The following is a 17,053-nucleotide window of genomic DNA, read 5'->3' as shown; positions in this document are numbered from 1 at the left end:
TTATACGATACCCCGGCCAAACAGCCGGGGTATGCTTTTGCCTGATGAAAATAAGTAAAGATGAAAATAATTGGAAGGAGATAGAGGGGAAATTTCAGGTAGCCTTTGCTGCTATAATCTGCTTTTTCCCAGCCATCCCTTTCATATCGCGCAGATGTCCATCCCGCAAAACTCTCTTCTTGCCGGCCTCAATCCCGAGCAACTTTCCGCGGTTACCTGGCCGGCAGAATCTGCTTTGGTGTTAGCCGGTGCCGGTAGCGGCAAAACCAAAGTGCTCACCACCCGCATCGCCTGGCTGCTGCACACCGGCCAGGCCAATCTGCATTCGGTGATGGCGGTTACGTTTACCAACAAAGCCGCCAAGGAAATGCGCGCCCGCTTGGAGGCCATGCTGCCGCTCAACATCCGCGCTATGTGGCTGGGCACCTTCCACGGCCTGTGCCACCGTTTTTTGCGCCTGCACCACAAAGATGCCGGCCTGCCCGCCTCGTTTCAAATTTTAGACAGCAGCGATCAGCTGGCACTTGTCAAACGCCTGCTCAAATCCCTGAACATCGCCGAAGAAATCATCGCCCCACGCGCCCTGCAGGGCTTTATCAACGCGCAGAAAGAAGCCGGCCTGCGTGCCGAAGTGCTGCATGCGGGCAATCCGTATGAAAAACGCCTGATAGAATGCTATGCGGAATACGACCGCCTGTGCCGGCAGGAAGGTGTGGTCGATTTTGCCGAACTGATGCTGCGCAGCTACGAAGTGCTCTCTGCCAACGAACTGCTGTGCACACACTATCAAAACCGCTTCAGCCATATTCTGGTAGACGAATTCCAAGACACCAACAAGCTGCAATACGACTGGCTGAAACTCCTCGCCGGCCGGCACGCCGTGGTCTTTGCCGTGGGCGACGACGACCAAAGCATCTACCGTTTCCGCGGCGCGCGCGTGGGCAATATGGCCGACTTCATGCGCGAATTTCAGGTAGCCTCCCCCATCAAGCTGGAGCAGAACTACCGCTCGGTGGGCAACATCCTCTCCGCCGCCAATGCCGTAATCGAGCACAACGACGGCCGCCTCGGCAAAAACCTGCGCACCGAAGCCGAAAGCGGCGAGAAAATCCGCTTCCTCTCCGCCTTTACCGACGGCGAAGAAGCAGGATTCGTGGTGGACGAAATCAAAGCGCTGCACCGCGAAGGCATGGATTTGGAGCACATGGCCGTGCTCTACCGCGGCAACGCCCAGTCGCGCGTGCTGGAACAGGCACTGTTCCGCGCCGGGCTGCCGTATAAGATTTACGGCGGACTGCGTTTTTACGAGCGCCAGGAAGTGAAGCATGCGCTGGCTTATCTGCGGCTGGCGGTGAACCCCGAAGACGATAATGCCCTGCTGCGCGTGATCAACGTGCCCGCGCGCGGCATCGGCAGCCGCACGGTGGAAAATATTCAGGCTGCGGCGGCGGAAGAGGGCGCCTCGCTGTGGCAGGCAGCCTGCCGCGTGGCGGTGAAAAACGGCAAAGTGGCCGCCTTCGTGCACCTGATTGAAGGCCTGCGGACGCAAATCGGCCAGCTGAGGCTACCTGAAAACGTGTCTGAAGCCGTACACGCCAGCGGCCTGTATGAGCACTACCAAACCCAAAAAGGCGACCACCAAGACCGCCTCGACAACTTAGACGAGCTCATCCGCGCTGCCGAAGAGTTTCGCCCCGAAGACAGCAATTTCGAAACCCTGCCCGCCGATGAGGTAAGCAACCCCGCCTTCCCCGTGCTCGCTTTTTTGAGCAACGCCGCACTCGAATCCGGCGAAAACCAGGCCGGCGCCAACGAATCTGCCGTGCAGCTGATGACCGTGCACGCCGCCAAAGGCCTGGAGTTCGACGCCGTGTTCCTCACCGGCATGGAGGAAGGCCGTTTCCCCAGCGAGCTGAGTTTGGCCGAACACGGCGGGCTGGAAGAAGAACGGCGGCTGATGTATGTGGCCATCACGCGCGCGCGCAAACGGCTCTACATCAGCATGGCGCAGCAGCGTATGCTGCACGGCCAAACCCACTACGGCACCGTGTCGCGTTTCGTGGAAGAAATCCCGCCCGATCTGCTGCACCTGCTCACCCCAGTGTTGAAGCCGCGTTTCCCTGTGCCTGAAGGCGTCCCGCCGCGGGGCAGGTCGGAGCCGCAGCCTGAATGGGCCGAGCCTGCCGATTATGGCGGCTTCAGCCTCGGCCAAAACGTGCGCCACGCCAAATTCGGCACCGGAGTCATCATTGAAGGCGAACGCAAAGCCGACGGTGCCCGCCTCACCGTCAACTTCGGCAAACAGGGCATAAAAGTGCTCGACACCAAATTTGCCAAACTGGAAGCCCTGTAAGTTTTCAGGTAGCCTTCAGGGGCTACCTGAAAAATGTATGAGCCGGATGCAGTTGCCACATAGCGCAAGCTGCCTCAGAGGCTACCTGAAAAATATCCGTCCACCCAAGGAGAACACCATGTCCGCATACAATCCCGACAATATTTTCGCCAAAATCCTGCGCGGCGAAATCCCCAACCATACCGTGTACGAAAACGACCAAGTCCTCGCCTTCATGGACGTGATGCCGCAGGCGCGCGGGCATGTGTTGATTGTGCCGAAAACTCAGGCTGTGGAGCTGACCGATTTGCCCGCAGAATACGCCCAAGCCGTATTTGCCGCCGCCAAGAAAATCATCGCCGCACAACGCAAAGTCTTGCAGCGGCACGGCATCGTGCAGATGCAGCTCAACGGCGAAGAAGCCGGCCAAAGCGTGCTGCATTACCATATGCACCTCATCCCCGGCCATGTGCACGAACTCGGCCAACACGAAGAAAAAATGGCCGACCACAGCGAGCTGGCCGAGCTGGCCGCCCAACTGCGCGCCGCCGTGGCAGAGTAGGAGGGCGGCTCGGGCTGTCAGAAAACCGCCGCCCGCACCGTCTAAACAACACAGGCTGCATTCAGACAGCCCGTTTGGCCTTAAAGGCTACCTGAAAAATGGAAAACCCGTTTTCAGGTAGCCTCAAGCAAGATATGGATAAGCAACGCAACACACAGGCAGGCGATACCGGGCTGCCGACAAATGAAACAGGGCAAGGCGCAGCCTGGCAATGGCATGCCGCCGACACCGCCGAGCTGCGGCGCCGCCTGCTGCGTTTCGCCACCCTGCAACTGCGCGACGCACAGTGGGCGGAAGACGTGGTGCAGGACACACTGCTCAAAGCCTTCACCCGCCAGAGCCAGTTCCAAGCCGCGGCGCAATGGCAAACTTGGGTGTTCGCCATCCTCAAAAACACCATGCTCGACCTGCTGCGCAGCCAAAAAAGCCGCCTGCAATGGCAAGCAAGCAGCGAAAGCGAACAGTTTCTCGATGCCGTGCGCCAGGAACAATTCGACGACAGCGGCCATTGGAGCGCCGCCGCCAGCCCGCAAGCCTGGGGCTCGCCCGAAGACACCCTCCGCCGGCAAGAATTCATGCAAACCCTCGAATACTGCCTCGACCACCTGCCCGACAACACCGCCCGCATCTTCATGCTGCGCGAAATAATGGGGCTGGACGTGGCCGAAATTTGCACACAAACCGGCATCAGCGCCGACAACTGCTACACCATCCTCTATCGCGCCCGCAACGGCCTACGCCGCTGCCTGCAAAGCAACTGGTTGAATGAATAAGGGGAAAATATGTTGAAATGCAAACGTGCAGCCGAACTGATGTCACTGCAACAAGACCGCCCGCTCACCCTGCCGGAGCGCTGGCAACTGCGCCTGCACCTCTTGGCCTGTTCCCCCTGCAGCCGCTACCGCCAACAGATGGAAACCATTAACAGGGCGATGGAGCAGATACGGCAAGAGCAAACAGGCAAAATAAAATAGGGGCTACCTGAAAAATACCGCTAACCGAGCAGATTGATGCTTTGATGCAGCCAAGGTTGGAGTTTGGTAGGGACAAAAATCATTCGGAAAAATAATATGTTTATGCGCTCCAGAAAATATTTCGCCGAAAAAGCTTGACTCAGGTTGGATTAACTGGTGTAATAGCAAACTTCAAAAACGGCCAGATAGCTCAGTTGGTAGAGCAACGGATTGAAAATCCGTGTGTCGGCAGTTCGATCCTGCCTCTGGCCACCACTAACCGCTTTTTAGCGGTTATTTTTTTGTCTAACGCCGTCCATCCAAATCTACAAGACCCAAGCCCAGCAAGGCTTTCAGCTATGTTTTGGGCTTGCTTGGTATCTACCGCCGTCTATCCGAATTGCATTGAGGCAACAGAATTTTGGGGGTATTTTTTACGGTATTTTGAAAATACTGCAGGAAAAATACCCCCAAATGCCGCTAACTCATGAAAAGGCTACCTGAAAACTATTCTTCCATTTTCAGGTAGCCTTTTGCCGTTTAGCCGAGCCGTTCTTTAAACTGCCGACCCACAAACACGCGCTGCGGGTTGCCGCGCTCTACTTGGTAGAGTGATTTGTGCGCGCCGGCGGCGTGTTGTTGCAGGGCGGTTTGGTGATGCTCGGCCAGTTTGAGGGCGAGCAGCTCGAGTGCGCGTTTTTTGTTGGCGTGCTGGCTGCGTTCGCCTTCGGCGCGTACGGAGATGCCGCTGGCGAGGTGTACGACGCGCACGGCGGACTCGGTTTTGTTGACGTGCTGGCCGCCCTTCCCACCGGCGCGGCAGGTTTGGAATTCGATGCCGCCCTCATCCGGCAGTTCGGGGATTTCAGGTAGCCTGAATATGCCGATATACCAGTTTTTGCGCGGGTGTTGCGGCCGCTGCGGGCTGGGGCAGACCCATTGCAGGGTGCCGAGCCAGCGGCTGGCCACGGTTTCGGAATCTTGGCCGCTGAGTTTGAGCACGGCGGAGAGGAGGCCGTGCTTGCTTGGCGTTTCTTCCAACAGTTCGGCCTGCACGCCGGCCTGTTCGGCCTCGCACAGTATCCGCCGCAGGACGAAGCCGGCGAAAATTTGGCATTCGGCGGGGCCTTGGGCGGTGGATATTTGCAGGTAAATCATGCTTGGTTTCCTTTCATTTTCGGCCGGAAGGAGCGTTTGGCATCGAAGCCTTTATTGCCGATTTTGTCTTTGTCGGGCACGCTCGGGCTGGTTTCGGCCTCGCTTTTGAGTTGTGACAGGTATGTGCTGAGTTGCTGCCACACGGTGTCGGGGTCGAGGTACACGCCGAGGGCGGAGAGCTGCGGGTTGGCGGCGAAGTTCTGGCGGCGCTCGAGCCGGGTGGGGTGATGCGGGTCGGCATAGTAGGCGAGCAGCAGCGGCACGTGGCGGCAGGCAGCAATGCTGCTGTGGCTGCGGCTGCAAGGGCGTGGGCTGAAATCAGGCTTCTGGAAGTGTGCATACCCGGGCCAATAATAGTTGCTGCATTGGGGCAGGCAATATTCGCTCCCGTCGAGAAAACGCACCATGTGCAGCGGGAGGCGGTGCCGGCGCTGTTGCAGATACGCTGTCTCGATGTCGTATGAGCTATACACTTGGCTGACGGTGGCAAATAGGTACACGTGCAGGTTGCCGATATACAGTTCGGACACCACGGCGCAGGTGCCGAATTCCCTCTCCCAATCATCGGGCGGCAAGGGCAGGCGGTGCAGGATTTCGCTGCCGGGAGGCTGGCGGCGGTCAAACACGAGTATGGGGTCGCTGCCGTATTTGGCCACTTTGTGGTCGTAGAAATCTTTAAATTTGCTGATGATTTTCATGGCTTATCCTTTGCAGCCGCTGCTGGTTTTGTAGGTGAGCACTGGTTTGAGGCGGGCGATTGGTTCGATCAGGCCGGCATGCTGCATGGCGGCGATGATGCCGTCGATATTTTTATAGGCTTGCGGCGCTTCTTCATAAACCAGGGCTTTGTCGGCGCACACCACGAGGCTGCCGAAGGCGGTGTGGCGCAGGCTGTCTGCACTGTATTTGTGCGACAGGCGGCCTTTGCATTCGCTGCGCTGCCATTTGCGGCCGGCGCCGTGGGCGAGCGAGTTGAGTGCGATGCTGCAATCGGCGGCTGGCTCGACCAGATAGCTGTAGTCGCCGCGCGAGCCGGGAATGAGCACCAGGCCGCAGTCGGAGGGGGTGGCGCCTTTGCGGTGCAGCCAGCCGGTTTCGCTACCGATGGCGGTGTGCTGCAGGAAGTTGTGGTGCACGTCGAGCAGGCGGAGGCCTTGGGAGCCCCAGCGCTTGAACATGCGTTCGGCTATCAGCTGGCGGTTGGCGCGTGCGAAGGCGAGGGCGTTGCTGTGCTCGGCAAGGTAGGCGGCGGCTTCGGGGCTGTTTTCAGGTAGCCATGAGTGGCCGTGGGTTTCCACGTGGCGGCGCAAAATCTGCTGGCCGAGCCCGCGCGAGCCGCTGTGTACGAGCAGTTGCAGGCAGGCGGGGTTGAAGTTTTCAGGTAGCCTTTCGGGGCGGTATACGGCATCCACGGTTTGCAGTTCGGCAAAGTGATTGCCGCCGCCGATGGTGCCTAAGGCTACCTGAAAAGGGTGGGGTGGCAGGATTTCATTGATGCGCGCCTGCCAGCTTTCGTCCAGCGGGGCGTCGATGTTGCCGAGCTGTTTGGCCAGTTTGGCGGGTTTGGCTTTGTGTGCGGCCAAATCGGTTTGCCACAGCGCCATGCCGCAGCCGATATCGTTGCCGATGAGCGCGGGGTAGAAGCGGCCGCTGCTGAAAAAGGCGGCGCCGACTGGGTAGCCGCGCCCGGCGTGCAAATCGGGCATACCGGCCACGCGCAGCATCTGCGGCAGGCGGGCGGTGGTTTGCAGCTGTTGGACGGCGTTGCCTTCGATCCAAGTGTAGGTATCGGCGATTAAAACGGTGTTTTCGGAAAGATATTGAGGATTTGTTGTGCCCATATTGGTACTTTCTGGCTGGTAGCGGGAAACCGGGCATTCATACAGCAGCCTGCCTTGCCGTGCGGCAAAGCAATATGCTGAAAATGGAAAGGTTTCGCGCCGAATGCAAACGGCAGGCGCAGCCAAACGGCGCAGGCGCTGCGGTTTACACGATGGGGAGAAAGCAGCCCGAAGCGGGCGGCACAAGAAAGGGAAGCGGCCTTAGGCTTCTGAGCTGCAAAGGATTGAACGGAGGGTGAAAGCGTACGGCATGATGTGCTCCTTCTTTGCATGATGATGGAAAATGGAAAACTTGCGGCAGGGTGCCGCTGCGTTTTGCGGATATTCCGGCTTGCCTTGGCAAAGCGGAAAACGGGCGCCATGGTAGCGGTGTGAGTATGACGGCGGCAAGTCTGGTGTTTGAAAAGGTGGCGAGGTGTTGCGTTTTCCCCGCAAATGCGGTTGATTTGCGTGCGGGCAGCCAAGCAGCCAAACGGGCAATAAAAAACCGGCTGTCTGGCGACAACCGGTTTTTCGCTAACAACTCTGCCGTATCAGCCCAAGTTGCGTTCGGCGTTAACCAAAGAACGGCGAGCCAAAGCCAAGTTGGCTTTGCTTCTGTCCAACACGGAATACAGGAACAGGCCGTCATGACGAGCCAGCGGGCGCAACAGGTGGTATTGGGTGCCCAAGGTAATCAGCATATCCTCGATTTCGTCTTTCAAACCAAGCATTTGCATGGTTTTATTTTTGGCGCGCATCACCTCGGTGTTACCTGCGGCGGCGATTTCCAAGTCAATCGCGGGGCTGCCGCCACCGGCCAGCAGCATGCCGCTGGAGTAGTCCACCACTGCGGCTGCCAAGGCGCCATCCACATTCAGCATTTCTGCTACGGTTTTATCGTAATTCATTTTCGACAAGATCTCCACAAAGAAAACAAAACAAAAAAATCAATAAACTATGGTTTCCTGACAACCTAAACATACTCTCTACTTTGTAACTCAGGAAAAACCGGCAGGCTTTTTTATCTGGTAAACAGACCCGCTTCTATATTGAGCCGAATCCGGCGCTTGGCTGCAACAGCCCTGCAACCGCATTCAACGCTGAATGGCAGTATATGCCTTTTACTTTTTAAAGTAAATATTAACACCATCATAATTCAAACGGCCCGTGGCGGATTTTGGCAGGATGATGTGGCATAAAGCCGCTGATATTTTTATTGTTTACCTGATATTGAGGCGGCGTTGGCAGTAATGGCATCATCCTTTTGTAAATCAGGCATGCTTGGTTTTTTCACTACAATTAGCCGGTTTTTTGGACTTTTCCGTTTTAAATGCCTTTCTATTTTTTGTTTTTCACTAGCGTTTTGAGCCAGTGCAAGATGAGGATTTCCATGCGGGAAAAACCGGAATTGCCGCAAGCCGGCCTTTGGCCGGCATCGGGTTTATAATGCGGCCTTTATTTTAACTTCGTTAGAAGCTCACGCTTTAGCCGTGCAGAAACGCCGCCCTGGCTGCGCCAAGGCATCGCTTTAGCTCACGCTGAAGCCTACGTTTTCAGGTAGCCTCAAATGACAGCACAATCCGTTTGGCAGGCCGGCCGTTTTCAAATCAGCCTGGCCGAGCCCAAAATCATGGGCATCATCAACCTTACGCCCGACTCCTTCTCCGACGGCGGCACGTATTCCCGCAGCGCCGCCGCAGCCTTGGCGCACGCCGAACGGCTGCTGCGGGAGGGTGCCGATATTTTAGATGTCGGCGGCGAATCGACCCGTCCCGGTGCGGCTTATGTGCCGCCGGAAGAAGAGTGGGCGCGCTTGCAGCCGGTGGTGCGCGAGCTGGCTAAGTGGGACGTGCCGCTGAGCGTGGACACGCGCCGAACGGAGGTGATGCGCCGCCTGCTGGATGAGGGGCTGGCCGACATCATCAACGATGTGGCCGCGTTGGAAGACGGGGGAGCGGTGGATTTGCTGGCGCGCCATGCCTACATCGGCATTTGCCTGATGCATATGCAGGGGCTACCTGAAAATATGCAGGAAAATCCGCACTATCAAGACGTGGTGGGCGAAGTGGCAGGCTACCTGAAAAACCGTGTCGAAGCGTGTGCAGCGGCAGGCATTGCACGCAATCGGCTGGTGCTCGACCCGGGCTTCGGCTTCGGCAAAACGCTGGCGCATAATGTGCAGCTCATGCGCCACCTGCCCGAGCTGCAGGCGCAAACCGGCCTGCCGCTGCTGATTGGCGTGTCGCGCAAACGGATGATCGGCGAGCTGAGCGGCGAGACGGAGGCGGCGGAGCGGGTGCATGGCAGCGTGGGTGCGGCGCTGGCGGCGGCGGCACGCGGTGCGGCGGTATTGCGCGTGCACGATGTGAAGGCGACGGTGGACGCTTGGCGGGTGTGGCGGGCTTTGCAGTAGGCAAATGGTTTTCAGGTAGCCTCTATGCTGCGTGGGGCTGCCTGAAAATGATTGGGCTGGTTTCTGCTGGAGGCAATTGCTTTAGATATTGCGAAACGATGGTTTGTATTTTCAGGTAGCCTTTATGCGGGAGGCTACCTGAAAATATTTTTGCTTGTTTTCTAAGGAACTTTAAAGGGATGGAACTGTGGCGGGGAAGAAAAGGCTACCTGAAAATGCTCAATGTGGGTTTTCAGGTAGCCTTTTTGTCGGCTGCCGTATTCAGCTGCCGGATTTGAGCGTGCGGTGGGAGCCTTGCACCATGTCGAGCAGGAAGAGGCGGCAGTCGAGCTTGCCGTTGTAGAGGGGGATTTTGCGCTTGGGAGTGAGGCGCATGAGCTTGGGCATGTCGCGGTCGGCGGTGAAGAGGCCGCACAGCCAGCCGGGATAGTGCTGTTTGAGCCAGGAGCCGAGCTGGGGGTAGAGGGCGTGCAGGGTTTGGATTTCTTCGAGGCGCACGCCGTAGGGTGGGTTGGAGAGGAGGATGCCGCCTTCGCCGTTGGGGCGGGTGTCGCGCACGTCGGCTACCTGAAAAATAATGTGCTCGGCCACTTGGGCTTCGCGGGCGTTGGCGGCGGCGGTTTGGATCATGTGGCGCAGGTTGTCGCTGCCGGCGATGGGGGCGGGTGCTTGGGGCAATACGGCGGCTTGGGCTTCTTGGCGCAGGCGTTGCCACAAGTCGGCATCGAAGTTGGCGAGGTGTTCAAAGCCGAAGCTGCGTTGCAGGCCGGGGACGCGGCGGGTGGCGATGAGGGCGGCTTCGATGGGGAGGGTGCCGCTGCCACAGAAGGGGTCTTGGAAGGGCTGGCTGCCGTTGTAGCCGGCGAGGAGGAGGAGGCCGGCGGCGAGGTTTTCGCGCAGGGGGGCTTCGCCTGCTTCTTGGCGGTAGCCGCGTTTGAAGAGGGCTTCGCCGCTGGTGTCGATGAAGAGGGCGGCGTGCTGTTCGCTGAGGAAGGCGTGGATGCGGATATCGGGGTTGGCTTTGTTGACGCTGGGGCGCTGGCCTTGGCTGCTGCGGAAGCGGTCGCACAGGCCGTCTTTGATTTTGAGGGCGGTGAAGTCGAGGCTTTTCACGCGGGCGCGTTTGCCTTCTGCTTTGATTTTGAAAGTTTGCCCGGCGTGAAACCAGTCTTCCCAGCGGATGCTTTTGGCGAGGCGGTAGAGGTCGTCTTCGCTGCGGTAGGGCCGGTTGTCCAGCTGAAGCAGGACACGGCTGGCGGTGCGGGAGTGGAGGTTGAGGCGGTAGGCGGTTTCGAGGCTGCCTTGGCAGGATACGCCGCCTTCTGCGGGGGCGATTTGGCCGGCGCCGTGCTGCTGCATTTCTTGGGCGAGGATGTTTTCGAGGCCGCGCGGGCAGGTGGCGAAGAGGGTGTGGCGGGTCATGGCGGGGGATCGGGGGTTAATAGAGGGCTGGGATTATATCGGGAAACGGGGCAGTGCGGCGGGAAGGCTACCTGAAAAAGGCGGGAGAGGGGCTACCTGAAAATATCTTGCCCGCTATTTCGCTATACAATATGTGATTTTCGGTTTGAGCTTCGCAGAAACTCGCGAAGTTTGTTAGATGGCTTTTTCAGGTAGCCTTTGGTGATGAGTATGACGAGCGATTTTGCCCGCCGGCTGGTGTGCTGGCAGCGGAAACACGGGCGGCACGGCCTGCCTTGGCAGGTGCGGGAGCCTTATGCGGTGTGGCTTTCGGAAATCATGCTGCAGCAAACGCAGGTGGCCACGGTGCTGGATTATTACCCGCGTTTTCTGGCGGCGTTTCCCGATGTGGCGGCACTGGCGGCGGCGGATGAAGACGCGGTGCTGGCGCTGTGGGCGGGGCTGGGCTACTACAGCCGCGCGCGCAATCTGCATGCGGCGGCCAAGCAGGTAGTGCACGATTTCGGCGGTAGCTTTCCCGACACGCGCGAAGGGCTGGAAACGCTCAAAGGCGTGGGGCGCAGCACGGCGGCGGCGGTTGCTGCGTTTGCCTTCGGCCGGCGCGAGGCGATTTTAGACGGCAATGTGAAGCGCGTGCTGTGCCGCGTGTTTGCGCAAGACGGTGAAGCGGGCGACAAAAAATTCGAGGCCGAATTGTGGCGCTTGGCGGAAAGCCTGTTGCCCGAAGCGGAAGACATGACGGCCTACACGCAAGGCCTGATGGACTTGGGCGCGCTGGTGTGCAAACGCAGCAAGCCCGATTGCGCCGCCTGCCCGATGGCGGAAATCTGTTTGGCCAAATGGCAGGGGCGGATTGCCGAGCTGCCGCGCAGAAAGGCGGCGGCCGCGGTGAAGGAAGTGGCGCTGTATTGGCTGGTGTTGCGCAACAGGCAGGGCAGGGTGTGGCTGGAAAAACGGCCGGCGGGCGGCATTTGGGGCGGGCTCTATTGCGTGCCCTGCTTCGAGCGGTTGGATAATTTGTATGCCTATGCGGCGGCCTTCGGCGTGGCGGCGGAGGATTTGTCCGAAGGCAAATTGGTCAGCCACCGGCTCACACACCGGCTGCTTCAGATCACGCCTTTGCAGGCGGAGGGGATGGCGGCGGATAGCCCTGATAGCTCAATCGGCGGCCTGTGGGCTGATCCGGCAGAATATGGTTTGCCCAAACCGCTGGCGGGATATTTGCGGCAGTTTTGACAAGGCAGCAACAGATTTGACACAAAAGATAAAATTTCTTTACCTTGGTTTTAACGCAATATAGAATTATTCTCAATTTTAAACAGTAAACAGCCTGATGAATGGTAATCAGGCTGTTTTTGTTTTGGAATAAGCCAGTTATTTTGTTTTAGTCAAGAGGATAGAATGTTTAAATCAGATATGCCACCCCATAAAATATCACTATTAAATAGCCGGTTGCTGGCAGCCTGGTGCTTGCCTGCGGTGTTGGTTTTGGCTGCTTTGCCGGCGCAGGCGGCGGACGAGCATACGGATTCCGCCGTGCTGCCGGTGATTGAAATCAAAGGGCAGCGCAATTTATCCACTTCGGCCGGGCAATCGCGACTCACGCGCGAAAATATCGACCAGCAGCAGGCCGACAACGTGGCCTCTCTGCTCGATCTGCTGCCCGGCACCAGCAGCTCCGGTTCGCCTCGTCCGGGCGGGCAAACGCTGAATATCTGGGGTTTCGGCGATAACGAAGACATCAAGATTTCCATCGACGGCGCGGCCAAAAACTTTGAGCGCTACCGGCAGGGCTCGGTATTCATCGAGCCGGAGCTGCTGCGCCAGGTAACGGTAGACAAAGGCTCGTTCGACGTATCGCGCGGCAACGGCGGTTTTGGCGGCGCAGTAAAGCTGGAAAGCCGCGATGCGCAGGAATTCCTTCGTGAGGGGCAGAACGTTGGCGGCCTGCTGAAAATCAGCCACCACACCAATGACGAACAATGGCAAACCAGTGCCGCTGTCTTCCTGCAAAACAACAGCCGCAGCTGGGACGGCCTGCTCTATACTTCGGTACGGCGCGGCCACGATATCAAACAACCCGATGGCGAGCGGCTGGCCTATTCCGCCAACGAGCAGCAGAGCTTCCTTCTGAAAAGCAACTACAGTCCCTCGCCCGAACACCGTTTCACCTTCTCGGCCATGTATGGCCGCCATCACGCCTGGGAGCCGTTTGCCGCCAAACGCGGCGAGCTGCGCGGCCCGACTGAGCGTGAAATCCAGCTGTATGGCCTGGATGCCGCCTGGAAGCGCAAGCTGGTGTACCGCAGCCAAGACGACGAAAGCTATTCGCTCAAATACCGCTATATGCCGGAAAACCCGTGGTTTGACCTCACCGTACAGCTCAACCATGCCAAAACCGTGCAAGACGACCGCCGCCCCGACAACGCCGGTTCCGGCTTCCTCGGCAGCATGGGCAACGAAAGCCATACCGCCTATCAGGACACCGGCCTAGACATCAGCAATGTGAGCCGCTTCTCCACCGGCAGCCTGCAACACCGCCTCACCCTCGGCTTGCAAACCAACCGCCACGTGCGCGACGTGATGATGTTCGACAAGAGCCGGCAGAATAACGCCAACTTCAACTACGGCCGCTTCCAACCCTACTATATGCCCTCAGGCAAACAGCAGCAAAACAGCTTCTACGTGCAAGACGAAATCCGTATCGGCAGCTGGACGCTTACCCCAGCCCTGCGCTACGACCACATCCACAACCAAGGCGAGCCCAATGTGGCGCGCGGCTACAATACCCCCTCCGCCGGCCACGACTACCGCAGCAAAACCTACAGCGGCTGGTCGCCGTTTTTAGGCATAGCCTGGCAACCGAACGACAACGCCCTGCTGTTTGCTAACGCCAGCCGCACCTGGCGCGCGCCGGTAATCGACGAGCAATACGAAGTGCAGTCCGCCACCAGCAGCGCTCCCGCCACCAGCCGCTACCTTGAGCCCGAACGCCTCACCTCCTTCCGCCTCGGCGGCATACTGCGCTGGCAACACCTGCTGCGCGAACAAGACAGCCTGCAGCTGCGCGCCACCCTGTTCCACACGCGCGGCAAAGACGAAATCTTCAAAAGCCGCGGCATTTTCTGCCGAGAGCAGCTGCCCAACCGCCCCAGCAGCGTTTGCGCCCAGCCCATCGGCAACTACCGCAACCTGCCCAGCTACACCATCCGCGGCGGCGAAATCGAAGGCTACTACGAATCCGACCGCTGGTTTGCCGGCCTAACCTACTCCTTCATGCGCGGCAAACGCGAAGGCTCGCCGCGCAACCCCTGGCACGATCAAGACACCTGGCTTGCCGACATCCCGCCGCGCAAAGCCACCGCCACCCTCGGCGTGCGTTTCCCCGCGCAAGGGCTCACCCTCGGCTGGAAAGGCGAGTTTATCCGCCGCCAAGACCGCTCGCCCACCGACGGCGACCCGATGGCCGCCTACTGGGCGCTGCCCAAATCCAAAGGCTACGCCCTGCACGGCCTCTTCGCCGCCTGGCAGCCGCCGAGCCGCAAACAGCTTACTTTGCGCCTGACCGTGGACAACCTGTTCAACCGCCGCTACGCGCCCTATCTGGGCGAAGCCGTGAGCGGCGTGGGGCGCAACATCAAAGGCAGCCTGTCGTGGCAGTTCTAACGGTAATCGATTGATGTGCAAATAAGAAAAGGCTACCTGAAAAACCGGTTTTGTTTTTCAGGTAGCCTTTGTATTGGCAGTAGAAGCAGACAGTTGGGCGTTTTGACTTTGTAGAAACCCGCGAAGCCCTTTTCAGGTAGCCTTTATCGTTCCGCAGAGGCTACCTGAAAACGAGGTTTCCGAAGGAAGCGGAGTTTCTGCGAAGCTAAAACGAGGTTCCCGAAGGAAGCGGAGTTTCTGCGAAACAAAAATGAAACTTCAACGCAGTGAAAACGCAGCGCGGCGAAGTTTCTGCACAGCTGTAATCATATCGCCACGCCCAGCTTCGCCAGCAGCCAATCCAGATAAAACAGGCTGTAAATCGCCGCCAGCGCCAGCACGATGCCGATTTGGTTGATGGTGGAGATTTTTTCTTTAAAGGCCAGCGCGCCGGTGAGCGTGCCCAACACGATCACGCCCAAATTCATGCCCGCAAACACCAGCGTCGGGTCGCCGGCGAAGGCATGGTGTGCCTTGATATAAAACAGGATGTTGCCGAAATTGAGCAGCCCCAGCAGCAGGCCACCGGCAAAATCCGCCGCCTTCAGCGGTTTGCCCTGCCGCCACACATAGCCCCACATCAGCAGGCAGGCCAGCGCAAACGCCACAAACAGATTCAGCGACAGCGCCTGCCCGGTTTTGGATAACTGCTTAAACAAAATATCGATCACGCCGAATCCCAGCCACACCCCCGCCAGCCAGCCCATGCCGCCGCCCTTCTTGCCCTGGCCGGGCTTGTAGAGCAGGGCGGCCAGCGCGCTGAAGGCCAGCACGATGCTGACGATTTTGTTGCTGTTGAGCCGCTCGCCAAACAGCAGAAACGCCGCCAGCACCGGCAACACCAGCGACAGCCGCTGCGCCGCGTCGGAGCGCACAATGCCCGCCTGCTCCACTGCGCGCGCCATCACCACGAAAATGCTCGGCAGCAGCACGCCCAGCGCCAGAAACGGCCACAGGCTGCCGATGCACGCGTGGCGCAGGTTTTCCAGCGGCGGGCTGAGGAACAACCAGCAGCAGGCGGTGGCCACGATGTAGTTTACGGCAATGGCGTGCTCGATGTGGATACCATGTTTGCGTGCGGTTTTCAGCAGCACGGATACGGCCACGCTGCACAGCACGGCCAATGCGAGAAACTGCCAAGTCCAAGTGGCGGGGAAGAGGGAAAGGGCGGACATGGGGGGAAATCCTAGGAGGAAATGGGAAATACGGGGAATGAAGTTAGAAAAAATCAAAATCCATCTGCTCGGGCAGCTCCACGGTAGCCAGCTGCTGCTCGGCAGCCAGCTGGAGCAGCTTGCGTTTGCGCAGGCGGCACAGGCGCAGCACGTTTTGTTTCTGCGTGTCGGTGAGCTTCAGCCAATGCAGCCTCTCGTCGCGGCTGCGCAGGCAGCCTTTGCAGTAGCCCTTGCTGTTGGCCTGGCAAACGCCGATGCAGGGGCTGGGGATGCTGAAGAATTCGAGTTGTTCCATGTTGTGTGCGAGACGCGGCGTGAAGGCGGCATTGTATAGCAAGCGTTTGGGGGGAAGCCAGCGGGGAAGGCTACCTGAAAATTTCCACTTGCCGCGGGCAAATCAGTTTTCAGGTAGCCTGTTGATGCTGCTCAATGCTACCTGAAATATTATCGGGCGTTTTCGCTGCGCGGAAACTCTGCTTCTTTCGGAAATCTCGTTTGATTGAGTTGAAGCTTGCGTTTTCGCTTCGCAGAAACTCCGCTTCCTTCGGAAACCTCGTTTTAGCTTCGCTGAAGCCGATGCTTTCAGGTAGCCTTTGCCGCCCCGCCCGCTGCCAGCAAGGCACCGATTGGCGATATAATGGCGGCCTTTCCGTGCCGAATGGGTTTGAACGATGCCTGCTCCTTTTGCTCCCGAACAAGCCGACCGCCGCCGCCTGCTGCTGTCGCTGGCGGCGCTTTCTGCCGCCGCCTGCCTGCCCAAGCCCGCCCGCGCGGGGGCGCAGCGCGAGGAAACGCTGTCGGACGACGTGGCTTCGGTGATGCGCCATTCGGTAAACAATGTGAACCCGCCGCGCCTGGTGTTTGAAAACCCGTATAACGCGCCGCGCTGGCTCAACGATATGTCGCTGCGGCTGGCGCGTTTTGTGGCCGACCCGCTGGAGCGCCGCCGCCTGCTGATCAACATCCAATACGAAACCACCCGCGCCGGGCTGGATACCCAGCTGATTTTGGGGCTGATTACCGTGGAGAGCGCGTTTCGGCAGTATGCCATCAGCAGCGTGGGCGCGCGCGGGCTGATGCAGGTGATGCCGTTTTGGCAGCGCTATATCGGCAAGCCGGAGCACAATCTGTTCGACATCCGCACTAACCTGCGCTATGGCTGCACCATCCTGCGCCACTACAGCAACCTGGAAAACGGCAATATGGAGCGGGCATTGGCGCGCTACAACGGCAGCCTCGGCAGCCGGCGTTATCCCGACGCGGTGATCGGCGCGTGGCAGAACCGCTGGCAGTGGTCTTAGCCGGCAGGCTTGTTTGATAGAGTGCACACCTGCTTTTCAGGTAGCTGCAAATATTTTCAGGTAGCCTTGAGCACAATCAGGCTACCTGAAAAACAGATTGTAAATAGTTTGAATGGCTTGGAAGGCTGCCGCGAAGCAAAAAGCCAATCCTGCCCGCCTTGCCGAAAAGCGCCCGAGGCCGCAAGCCTTCGGGTATAATCGCACCGTTT

Annotated in this window: 17 protein-coding genes and 1 tRNA gene; 10 read left to right on the top strand and 8 right to left on the bottom strand. The window is 58.7% G+C overall.

All coding sequences use genetic code 11. The annotated features are described in order from the left end of the window. Positions 1–154 precede the first annotated feature (154 nt). The 5 genes from H9Q10_RS11835 to H9Q10_RS11815 all read left to right on the top strand — a co-directional run bounded on the left by H9Q10_RS11835 (position 155) and on the right by H9Q10_RS11815 (position 4,123). Positions 155–2,353, top strand: coding sequence for a UvrD-helicase domain-containing protein (locus H9Q10_RS11835; protein WP_197904186.1), 2,199 nt, complete (start codon positions 155–157; stop codon positions 2,351–2,353). 118 nt (positions 2,354–2,471) lie between these two features. Continuing rightward, a complete protein-coding gene (locus H9Q10_RS11830) occupies positions 2,472–2,894 on the top strand; it encodes an HIT family protein (protein ID WP_197904185.1) in 423 nt (140 codons plus the stop codon). 98 nt (positions 2,895–2,992) lie between these two features. Beyond that, the gene (locus H9Q10_RS11825; protein ID WP_238480203.1) at positions 2,993–3,667 is read left to right on the top strand and encodes a sigma-70 family RNA polymerase sigma factor; all 675 of its coding nucleotides are present in this window, start codon (positions 2,993–2,995) and stop codon (positions 3,665–3,667) included. A 9-nt stretch (positions 3,668–3,676) separates the two neighbouring features. Continuing rightward, complete coding sequence (locus H9Q10_RS11820; protein WP_197904184.1) at positions 3,677–3,868, top strand: zf-HC2 domain-containing protein; 192 nt, start codon at positions 3,677–3,679, stop codon at positions 3,866–3,868. A 179-nt stretch (positions 3,869–4,047) separates the two neighbouring features. Further along, positions 4,048–4,123 (top strand) — tRNA-Phe (locus tag H9Q10_RS11815). A gap of 264 nt (positions 4,124–4,387) precedes the next feature. Here H9Q10_RS11815 and prfH read toward each other — a convergent pair. The 5 genes from prfH to H9Q10_RS11790 form a co-directional block, all read right to left on the bottom strand. Then, the gene (gene prfH, locus H9Q10_RS11810) at positions 4,388–5,005 is read right to left on the bottom strand and encodes a peptide chain release factor H (protein ID WP_197904183.1); all 618 of its coding nucleotides are present in this window, start codon (positions 5,003–5,005) and stop codon (positions 4,388–4,390) included. Then, positions 5,002–5,703: a hypothetical protein gene (locus H9Q10_RS11805; protein WP_197904182.1), complete on the bottom strand. Its 702-nt coding sequence runs from the start codon at positions 5,701–5,703 to the stop codon at positions 5,002–5,004. The genes prfH and H9Q10_RS11805 overlap by 4 nt, the downstream gene beginning before the upstream one ends. Positions 5,704–5,706: 3 nt before the next feature. Further along, positions 5,707–6,846: an RNA ligase RtcB family protein gene (locus H9Q10_RS11800; protein ID WP_197904181.1), complete on the bottom strand. Its 1,140-nt coding sequence runs from the start codon at positions 6,844–6,846 to the stop codon at positions 5,707–5,709. Beyond that, entirely contained in the window at positions 6,801–7,208 is a 408-nt protein-coding gene (locus H9Q10_RS11795; RefSeq protein WP_197904180.1) for a hypothetical protein, read from the bottom strand. Before H9Q10_RS11795 ends, H9Q10_RS11800 begins: the two co-directional genes overlap by 46 nt. A 171-nt stretch (positions 7,209–7,379) precedes the next feature. Then, complete coding sequence (locus H9Q10_RS11790) at positions 7,380–7,736, bottom strand: hypothetical protein (protein WP_197904179.1); 357 nt, start codon at positions 7,734–7,736, stop codon at positions 7,380–7,382. A 659-nt stretch (positions 7,737–8,395) separates the two neighbouring features. Between H9Q10_RS11790 and folP the strand changes: the two genes are divergently transcribed. Continuing rightward, positions 8,396–9,241: a dihydropteroate synthase gene (gene folP, locus H9Q10_RS11785; protein ID WP_197904178.1), complete on the top strand. Its 846-nt coding sequence runs from the start codon at positions 8,396–8,398 to the stop codon at positions 9,239–9,241. Between the two features lie 261 nt (positions 9,242–9,502). On the opposite strand, the gene H9Q10_RS11780 is transcribed toward folP, so the two are convergent. After that, entirely contained in the window at positions 9,503–10,663 is a 1,161-nt protein-coding gene (locus H9Q10_RS11780; protein WP_197904177.1) for a THUMP domain-containing class I SAM-dependent RNA methyltransferase, read from the bottom strand. A gap of 204 nt (positions 10,664–10,867) precedes the next feature. On the opposite strand from H9Q10_RS11780, the gene mutY reads away from it, so the two are divergent. Both mutY and H9Q10_RS11770 read left to right on the top strand, forming a co-directional pair. Further along, on the top strand, positions 10,868–11,899 hold the full coding sequence (gene mutY / locus H9Q10_RS11775; protein WP_197904176.1) for an A/G-specific adenine glycosylase: 1,032 nt from the start codon (positions 10,868–10,870) through the stop codon (positions 11,897–11,899). A 252-nt stretch (positions 11,900–12,151) separates the two neighbouring features. Continuing rightward, a complete protein-coding gene (locus tag H9Q10_RS11770) occupies positions 12,152–14,329 on the top strand; it encodes a TonB-dependent hemoglobin/transferrin/lactoferrin family receptor (protein WP_238480202.1) in 2,178 nt (725 codons plus the stop codon). Positions 14,330–14,634: 305 nt separating this feature from the next. Here the strand turns inward: H9Q10_RS11770 and H9Q10_RS11765 are convergent, their stop codons facing one another. Both H9Q10_RS11765 and H9Q10_RS11760 read right to left on the bottom strand, forming a co-directional pair. Then, positions 14,635–15,543 carry an EamA/RhaT family transporter gene (locus H9Q10_RS11765; protein ID WP_197904174.1) on the bottom strand — a complete coding sequence of 303 codons (909 nt, stop codon included), beginning with the start codon at positions 15,541–15,543 and terminating at the stop codon, positions 14,635–14,637. Between the two features lie 43 nt (positions 15,544–15,586). Beyond that, positions 15,587–15,838, bottom strand: coding sequence for a DUF1289 domain-containing protein (locus H9Q10_RS11760; RefSeq protein WP_197904173.1), 252 nt, complete (start codon positions 15,836–15,838; stop codon positions 15,587–15,589). Here H9Q10_RS11760 and H9Q10_RS11755 point away from each other — a divergent pair. Both H9Q10_RS11755 and H9Q10_RS11750 read left to right on the top strand, forming a co-directional pair. Next, complete coding sequence (locus H9Q10_RS11755; RefSeq protein ID WP_197904172.1) at positions 15,837–15,983, top strand: hypothetical protein; 147 nt, start codon at positions 15,837–15,839, stop codon at positions 15,981–15,983. The genes H9Q10_RS11760 and H9Q10_RS11755 overlap by 2 nt on opposite strands. A gap of 231 nt (positions 15,984–16,214) precedes the next feature. Beyond that, complete coding sequence (locus H9Q10_RS11750; protein ID WP_197904171.1) at positions 16,215–16,844, top strand: lytic transglycosylase domain-containing protein; 630 nt, start codon at positions 16,215–16,217, stop codon at positions 16,842–16,844. Positions 16,845–17,053: the final 209 nt, after the last annotated feature.

It is taken from the genome of Eikenella glucosivorans, from assembly GCF_016025525.2.
GTDB classification, from domain to species: Bacteria; Pseudomonadota; Gammaproteobacteria; order Burkholderiales; family Neisseriaceae; genus Eikenella; species Eikenella glucosivorans.
Note: the sequence above shows the minus strand (reverse complement) of the source record. Positions and strands in the feature narration are given on the sequence as shown.